We start from the raw sequence: 7,611 nt of genomic DNA, 5'->3' as shown, positions 1-7,611 counted from the left end.
GAAATACGCGGCCAACGCCATGCTGGCCACCCGCATCAGCTTCATGAACGAGCTGGCCAACCTGGCGGAGAAGCTGGGCGCCGACATCGAGAGCGTCCGCCAGGGCATCGGGTCCGATCCCCGGATCGGCTATCACTTCCTGTACCCGGGTGCCGGTTACGGCGGTTCCTGTTTCCCCAAAGACGTCAAGGCCCTGATCAAGACGGCGGCCGACGAAGGCGGCCTGGACCTGAAGGTGCTGACCGCGGTGGAAGCCGCCAACGATGCTCAAAAGCACGTCCTGGGTGACAAGATCAAGCGCAAGCTGGGCGCGGATCTCAAGGGCCGCCATTTTGCGGTGTGGGGCTTGGCCTTCAAGCCCAATACCGACGACATGCGCGAAGCGCCCAGCCTGGAACTGCTGGCCGACCTGCTGGCCGCTGGCGCAACGGCCACGGCCTACGACCCGGTCGCCATGCACGAGGCGCAGCGCGTGCTGGGGGACGAACCCCGCGTGCGCTATGCACAGAACCCCAACGAGGCCCTGGAAGGGGCGGACGCGCTGATCATCGTGACCGAGTGGAAAGAGTTCCGCAGTCCCGATTTCGACCTGATCAAGGCGAAGCTCAAACAGCCCCTGATCGTGGACGGGCGCAACCTTTACGACCCGGCCTGGGTGCGCAGCCAGGGCTTTGATTACCTGCCCATCGGACGCTGAGCCATGGCGCGCCCGCGATCAGGCGCGCTGATCCTGGGCACTCTCGCGGCGCTGGCTTGCCTGGGTCTGGCCGCTCAACATCCTCTGGCACCTCTGTGGCTCAGCGGCGCGCTGTGCCTGTGCATGGGTTGGGCCGCCTGGAGGCCGTGGACCATTGGCGGGTTGTTGGCGGCGCTGTTGCCTGTGGCGAGTTTTGCACCTTCCACAGGCTGGTGGCTGATCGACGAGTTTGATTTGCTGGTCTTGGCGGTGCTGGCAGGCGCCTGCGCACGGTCCGGGTTTCAGTCCTTCTGCAACCGCCTGCCATCGACGGCCTCCTGTCCCGGCCCTGGCGCCCCGGCCCGGGCCCAGGTCGACCGTGTGTGGATGGGGCTTCTCGCCGCGCTGGGTGTGTCGGCGCTGTGCAGCCTGTGGGTTGGATGGCGGGACACCGGCGCCAGCGCGCAGGCTTTGGCGGCCTGGGCCACGCGCGACGGGTGGCTGCAGGCGTTGTACGCGGACTACGCCAGCGCCTTCAACCCGCTGCGCGTTTCCAAAAGCCTGCTGTGGGCGCTGCTGCTGTATGCCGTGATGCGGCGGGTCCCGCCCGAGCGACAGCGCGACATGGCGCGCACCACCATCGCGGGCTTGCTCTGCGGCCTGGCATGGGTGTGCGCGCTCGTGCTGTGGGAGCGTGGGCGTTACGTCGGCGTGCTGAACTTTTCGGACTCGTACCGCACCGTGGCGAATTTCTGGGAAATGCACGTGGGCGGCGGCGCCATCGATGCCTACCTCGCCATGACGGTCCCTTTGGCCTTCTGGGCGGTCTGGCTGGCGCCAAGCGGCTGGCGATGGGTGGGCGCGGCGGCCCTGGCCATCCTGGGCACTTATGCGGTGCTGACGACGTATTCCCGAGGCTTGTACCTCGCGGTCACGGTCTCTCTGATGATGATGGCGATCGTGGCCAGGCGCTGCCAGATCCAGCCAGCGTCCGGCGGACGGCGGCGCGGCTGGGCGCTGCGGGCGCTGGTATTCGCGCTGCTGGCCGAGGCGGTGTGGGTGCTGGGTGGGCACTCGTTCATGACAGGCCGGCTTGCGCAGTCCGAGACCGACCTGGTGGACCGCGTGGCGCACTGGCAGAGCGGCCTGGGCTTGCTGCGCACGCCTGCCGATTGGGTGCTGGGCCTGGGGGCGGGGCGCCTGCCCGCGCACTACAGCGCACAGGTGCCCGATGGCGAATTCCCCGGACAGGCGCGATGGCAGCGCGACGCGACAGGGGCCGGGCAAGTGGTGCTCTCAGGGCCGCCGACGCGCCACGAGGCTGCCTATGACTTCGGCCTCACCCAGCGCATGGCGCTGGCCACGCAGGGGCATTACCGCGTGCGGATCCGCTACGAGACCGACGCCCCTGTGGTGCTGCTGCTCAGCGTGTGCGAACGGCATCTGCTGTATGACTTCCGTTGCCAATGGAAGCACGTGCGGCCCGAAGCAGCCGTGAAGGATGCGGCCCAGTGGCACGACATCCCGTTGTCGGGCCAGGTCTTTTCGGGCGCGAGCCGAGCCGTGGCCTGGCGCGAGGGCATGTTCGCGCTGACGGTGCTGAGCACCGGACACGCGGCCCTCATTCACGAGGTGGCGTTGCTGGACCCACAGGGCCTGCAAGTCCTGAAAAACACCGATTTCTCGGCCGGGTTGCGGCACTGGTTCCCCGCCGCGCAGAGCAGTTTCAAGCCCTGGCACATGGACAACCTGTACCTGGAAATCCTCGTTGAGCGTGGACTGCTGGGATGGCTGGTGCTGGGCCTGCTGGCCGCCTGGGCCGGGCACTGTGTCGCTCAGGGCCTCAAGGAGAAGGACCCGCTGGCCCTTGCGCTGGCCGGCTCGCTCTCGGCCATGGGGGTGCTCGGCCTGGTCATCAGCGTCACCGAATTGCCGCGCATCGCATTTATGCTGCTGCTGATCCTGTTGACAACATCACACTTCCGCCGAATTCCGCAATATTCACGCTGTGTAACAGAACGTCAAAAGGGGGCGTCGGCGGTATTCTCGGACGGGCGCCTGAGCCGTGCACGGCCCCCGGGCCCAATACAGGAAAAAGAAGTTTGATCAAGCTATTCAACCACTACTTCGATCGCCGCACGCTGCTGCAGATGTGCATGGACATGCTGCTGATCAGTGCGGCGTTCATGGCGACCCTGGTGTTCCTCTCCGATGCGGAGGGCCTGACTGCCGTGCAGATCGGGCAAGGCGTGCTCCGCGCGCTGCTCATGAGCATCGGCTTCCTGGCGGTCAACTCGGCCCTGGGCCTTTACGACCGGGGCAGCGTGTTCAACAACACGCAGTTGCGCGCGCGCGTGCTGGTCTCGTTCATGATGATGGGCCTGATCGTGGTGGGCGTCCTGCTGCTCCTGCCCATGAAGGCGTTTTATGGGCACACCTGGGCCGTGGTGATCGTCATGATGGCCACCGGCCTGCTGCTGGTCATCCAGGTGCTGACGGGCGAGTTCCTGCCCAAGTCGCTCACGCGCCGCAAGGTCCTGGTGTACGGCACCGGTGCGAAGGCGCAGGCGGTCGGCCAGAGCCTGCGCAAGGCATCGTCCAGCGCCGAGCTGTGCGGCTATTTCGCGAGCCCCAACGAGCGCGAGCATTTGGTGACCAACTGGGGCACGTTGCAGCCGGGCCAGTCGCTCACAGAGGTGGTCGCCGAGAAGGGCGTTCATGAGATCGTGATCGCGCTCTCCGAGCGCCGTGGCGGCAGCATGCCCATGCGCGAGCTCCTCGATTGCAAGCTGGCGGGCGTGCGCGTGACCGACATCGCCACCTATTTCGAGCAGAACCTGGGCCAGATCCGCCTCGATGCCGTGTCGGCTGGCTGGCTCATTTTTGGCGAAGGCTTTGACCAGGGGTTCCTGCGCACCACCATCAAGCGCCTGTTCGATATCGCTGGCGCGGTCGTGCTGATCCTGCTGGCGTTGCCCATCATGCTGGTGACGGCGCTCATCATCAAGCTGGAGAGTTCCGGCCCCATCCTGTACAAGCAAGAGCGCGTGGGCCTGAACAACAAGCCCTTCAACGTGGTGAAGTTCCGCAGCATGCGCACCGATGCGGAGAAAGACGGCATTCCCCGCTGGGCGACGGCGGGCGACAGCCGGGTCACGCGGGTGGGCAAGGTGATCCGAAAGCTGCGCATCGACGAGTTGCCTCAGCTCTTCAGCGTGCTCAGCGGCGACATGAGCCTGGTCGGACCGCGTCCCGAGCGCGCCTTTTTCGTCGAGAAGCTCACCCAGGAGATTCCGTTTTACGCGGTGCGCCACAGCGTCAAGCCCGGCGTGACCGGCTGGGCTCAGGTGCGTTACCAGTACGGTTCCACCGTGGAGGACACGGCGGAGAAGCTGCAGTACGACCTCTATTACGTGAAGAACCACTCGCTGTTTCTCGACCTCGTGGTCATCTTTGAGACCGTGGGCGTGGTGTTGACGGGCAAGGGCGCGCAGTAGCCGCCTCGGCGCGCCCCGGCTGGGCGCGCTCAGGCCAGCGTGTGCAGCGGGATGTCTTTTTCCACCGCCAGCCGATCGAGCTGCTTTCGCGTCCGGCTTCGCAGAAAGGCCGCGATCGCGGCGTGCGTCTCCGGCTTGAACAGCGAGCGCAGGTCAGACACCGGCAGGCCGGCTGCGGCGCACAGCGCGGTGGCGAAATGCGGCTCCAGGGCCGCCACGGCCACCCGGCCGTCCTTGCAGGGGTAGACGCGGTAGCCCGCATGCGCGCCGCCCACCGCACCGGCCGGCTGCGTCAGGCCCCAGGTGCGGGGCAGGGCGAGCCAGTCGGCCGCGTCCGAAAGCGCGACTTCCTGGAACGTTGATTTGCCCTGGAGCTGGCGCACCAGGGTCGCCTTGAGCACGGCTTCGCTGGCCATCAGGGCCCCCCCCATGTCGGCGAACAGGGTGGCCGGCAGCTCCAGGCCGGTGACCAGACCGGCGTCCGCGAGGTAGGTGAGGTCGTGGCCGGGTTCTTCAGCGCGAGCGCCGGGCGCGCCCACGATCGCCACCACGGAAAGCCCGGGATGGCGCTTGTGCAGCCCCTTCCAGCCGAGTTGCAGCTTCTCCAGCGCCGATGGGCGAAAGGAGGTGAGCAGCACATCGGTGCGGCCCAGTTCCCTGTGCAGCGCCGCCTGGCCTTTCTCGGATTTCAGGTCCAGCGAGATCACCCGGATGCCTTCGTGCAGCGTGGCGTAGGCACGTGGGTTGTACTGCCCCATGGGATCGCCCGAAGTGCCGGCCGGTGTGCCCTTGGGGGCCGGTGGCTCGGCCTTGACGCAGCGCGCGCCCATGGCCTTGAGGCGCATGAAGGCGGCCGGGCCAGGCAGGTTCAGCGCCAGACTGAGCACACGAACCCCGCGCAGTGGCTGGAGGGCGGGGGCTGGGCGGGAGGAGGAGCTCATGGCGGCGGGTCCTTGAAATGGGGTTGGCCGCAATGTACCCGCAAGGCCGGTCGCAGAAGCGCCAACGGGCGACACCGTCGCCCGTCGATGTTCCTGGCGCGGTTCAGCGCTCGCCGAAGTTCAGCGGCAGGCCCACGTAGTTTTCGGCCAGCGAGCGCGACATCGAGACCGAATTGACGACGTAGTCGAGCTCGGCCTCCTGGATCTTCTGGCCAAAGCCGGCCGTGTCGGGGAAGCGATGCATCAGCGAGGTCAACCACCACGAGAAGCGTTCGGCTTTCCACACGCGGCGCAGGCAGCGCTCGGAGTAGGTGTCGATCCCGGCAGAGGTCTTGTCGCGGTAGTACTCGATGAAAGCGCCCGAGAGGTACTTGACGTCGCTGGCCGCCAGATTGAGGCCCTTGGCGCCGGTGGGCGGCACGATGTGGGCCGCGTCGCCCGCCAGGAACATGCGGCCAAAGCGCATGGGCTCGGCCACGAAGCTGCGCAGCGGCGCAATGCTCTTCTCGATGGTCGGGCCGGTGATCACACGGGAGGCCATCTCGGGGTCGAGCCGCAGCCGCAGTTCATCCCAGAAGCGCTGGTCGCTCCAATCTTCGACCTTGTCGTCCAGCGGGCACTGCACGTAGTAGCGGCTGCGCGTGAGGCTGCGCATGGAGCACAGCGCAAAGCCACGTTCGCTGTTGGCATAGACGATGGCGTGGGGGGAGACCGGCGGCACGTCGGCCAGCACGCCGAGCCAGCCGAAGGGGTAGACCTTCTCGAACTCGGTGATGGCGCCCTTGGGCACGCTCGCGCGGCACACACCGTGAAAGCCATCGCAGCCGGCGATGAAGTCGCATTCGATCTCGTGCGTCTGGCCGTCCTTCTGGTAGCGCACCTTCGGGTGGTGGCTGTCGTAGTCCAGCACCTCCACATTCGCGGCTTCGTACACCGTGGGCAGCGCGGCGGCGCTGCGCGCTTCCATAAGGTCGCGCGTGAGCTCGGTCTGACCGTAGGCGGTGACGACCTTGCCGTCCGTGAGACCGTGCACATCGATGGCGTGGCGCGTGCCGGCGAACACCAGCTCGATGCTGTGGTGCACCGTGCCTTCGGCGGCGAGGCGTTCGCCCACGCCCACCTCGCGCAGCAGGTCGGTGGTGATCTGTTCGAGGATGCCGGCGCGGATGCGACCCAGCACGTATTCACCGCTCTGCCGTTCGACGATGATGTTGTCGATGCCGGCCTTGTGCAGCAACTGTCCGAGCAGCAGGCCGGAGGGGCCGGCGCCGATGATGGCGACCTGGGTTCGCATGGGTTGTCTCCTGGAATGGCGGGAATGGAATCGACGCAGCTTAAAAACGGCGTCCCGTCCGCACAATGGCGCGCCAGCTCCTTTGCGCGATGATCGGACTCGTTGCGCGATCACCGCGCAAATTCGGGCGCCCCGGTCATAATCCGGCCATGAGCACTGCGCCCCCTCCCATTGCAAAAGCGGACTTCATCGAAGGCATGGCCAAAGGCATGGCGGTGCTGGAGAGCTTCGACACCGAGCGCCAGCGCCTCAATGCCACCCAGGCCGCCGAGCGCGCCGGGCTCACACGCGCCGCGGCGCGGCGGCACCTGCTGACGCTGGCCCATCTCGGTTATCTGGAGTCCGATGGCAGCCACTATTGGCTCTCGCCCAAGGTGCTGCGGTTCTCGGGCAGCTACCTGGCCTCGGCGCGCCTGCCGCGCCTGCTGCAGCCCACGCTGAACCGGCTCGCGGCGCAGACGCGGGAATCGTATTCGGCCGCGGTGCTTGACGGCGACCAGGTCGTGATCGTGGCGCGCAACGTCTCGCTGGGCGGGCAGCGGCTGATGGCCTATGGCCTGCACCTGGGCGCCCGTCTGCCCGCGCACGCCACGTCCACCGGGCGCGTGCTGCTCGCCGGCCTGCCGCGCGCCGAGTTCTCCGCCTGGCTGACCGGTCGCGAACTGCCCCGGCTCACGCCGCACACCACCGTGGAACACAAGGCCTTGCGCGCCGTCATCGCCCAGGTGCGCAACGACGACATGGCCATTGCCCGAGAGGAACATGAGCTGGGTGTGTTCGCGCTGGCGGTGCCGTTGCGCAACATGCAGGGCCGCACCGTCGCGGCGCTCAACGTGGTGGCGGCGCCCGACCGCTTCGATGCGCCGGCCTTGCAGAAAGACCTGCTGCCGTTGCTGCAGGATGCGGCGCGCGAACTGCGCCCGTTGCTCTGAGCCGCATGGGGTTCGCCTGGCGTGGCGAATCCCTTACACGCCCAGGTACTGCTCCAGCAATTCAGGTTGGGCGTGAAGCTGTTGCGAACTGCCTTCGAACACCACCTCGCCCTTGACGAGGATCACGTTGCGGTCGGTGATCTGCGTGACGTGCTTCCAGTTCTTGTCCACGATCACGCTGCTGATGCCGCTCTCGCGAATGAGGCCGCAGATGCGCCAGATCTCGCGCGCGATCAGGGGCGCCAGGCCTTCGGTGGCCTCATCGAGGATG

At 67.0% G+C, this 7,611-nt stretch carries 6 protein-coding genes and 1 pseudogene; 4 read left to right on the top strand and 3 right to left on the bottom strand.

What is annotated here, in order from left to right; genetic code table 11:
* From KIT86_RS23440 to KIT86_RS23430, 3 genes are all read left to right on the top strand, one after another.
* A partial coding sequence (locus tag KIT86_RS23440) for a nucleotide sugar dehydrogenase (protein WP_297402888.1) occupies nt 1–697 on the top strand: 697 nt, incomplete at its 5' end.
* Nucleotides 698–700: 3 nt separating this feature from the next.
* The gene (locus KIT86_RS23435; RefSeq protein ID WP_297402886.1) at nt 701–2,782 is read left to right on the top strand and encodes an O-antigen ligase; all 2,082 of its coding nucleotides are present in this window, start codon (nt 701–703) and stop codon (nt 2,780–2,782) included.
* The gene (locus KIT86_RS23430) at nt 2,779–4,173 is read left to right on the top strand and encodes a TIGR03013 family XrtA/PEP-CTERM system glycosyltransferase (protein WP_297402885.1); all 1,395 of its coding nucleotides are present in this window, start codon (nt 2,779–2,781) and stop codon (nt 4,171–4,173) included. The genes KIT86_RS23435 and KIT86_RS23430 overlap by 4 nt, the downstream gene beginning before the upstream one ends.
* Before the next feature lie 29 nt (nt 4,174–4,202).
* Here KIT86_RS23430 and KIT86_RS23425 read toward each other — a convergent pair whose 3' ends face one another.
* Complete coding sequence (locus KIT86_RS23425) at nt 4,203–5,114, bottom strand: CoA transferase (RefSeq protein WP_297402883.1); 912 nt, start codon at nt 5,112–5,114, stop codon at nt 4,203–4,205.
* A gap of 103 nt (nt 5,115–5,217) precedes the next feature.
* Nucleotides 5,218–6,408, bottom strand: coding sequence for a 4-hydroxybenzoate 3-monooxygenase (gene pobA / locus KIT86_RS23420; RefSeq protein WP_297402881.1), 1,191 nt, complete (start codon nt 6,406–6,408; stop codon nt 5,218–5,220).
* Between the two features lie 149 nt (nt 6,409–6,557).
* Between pobA and KIT86_RS23415 the strand changes: the two genes are divergently transcribed.
* Nucleotides 6,558–7,340 carry an IclR family transcriptional regulator C-terminal domain-containing protein gene (locus KIT86_RS23415; RefSeq protein WP_297402879.1) on the top strand — a complete coding sequence of 261 codons (783 nt, stop codon included), beginning with the start codon at nt 6,558–6,560 and terminating at the stop codon, nt 7,338–7,340.
* Nucleotides 7,341–7,373: 33 nt separating this feature from the next.
* Here KIT86_RS23415 and KIT86_RS23410 read toward each other — a convergent pair.
* Nucleotides 7,374–7,611: pseudogene (locus tag KIT86_RS23410) on the bottom strand (ABC transporter ATP-binding protein); the annotation flags it as partial.

Origin of the sequence: Hydrogenophaga sp. (assembly GCF_026125825.1) — a bacterium.
Taxonomy (GTDB): Bacteria; Pseudomonadota; Gammaproteobacteria; order Burkholderiales; family Burkholderiaceae_C; genus Hydrogenophaga.
This window is presented reverse-complemented; position numbering and strand designations above follow the sequence as displayed.